A 354-nucleotide genomic window follows, 5' to 3' on the forward strand; every position below is an offset into this window, starting at 1 on the left:
CGAGGATGTGCGAATAGTCCTTCGCGATGTTCAGCGCGGTCGCTTCGACGTTTTCCGCCAGGCCTGCGGCCAGTTGCGGCGCGTCGGCCAGCAGCACCTTCGAAACACCTGCGATCTTCGCCGCCGCGTCGGCCGCCGCTTGCGCATTGTGGCCCGCGACCAGCACGTGAATGTCACCGCCGACGAATTTGCCAACTTCGGCCGCCGCTGCCACCGTGTTCAGCGTCGCGGCCTTGATCGACGCGTTGCCGTGTTCTGCAATCACCAGTATCGTCATTTCTTTCCGCTCCCTCTTACAGCACCTTGGCTTCGGTCTTCAGCTTCTCGACCAGCGTCTTCACGTCCGGCACCTTC

The 354-nt window shown here is 62.7% G+C and carries 1 pseudogene; it reads right to left on the reverse strand.

The window, feature by feature from the left end:
- Positions 1–277 (reverse strand): annotated as a pseudogene (locus PI86_RS15565) (electron transfer flavoprotein subunit alpha/FixB family protein); the annotation flags it as partial.
- Positions 278–354 lie beyond the last annotated feature (77 nt).

Source organism: Burkholderia sp. A9, from assembly GCF_000801975.1.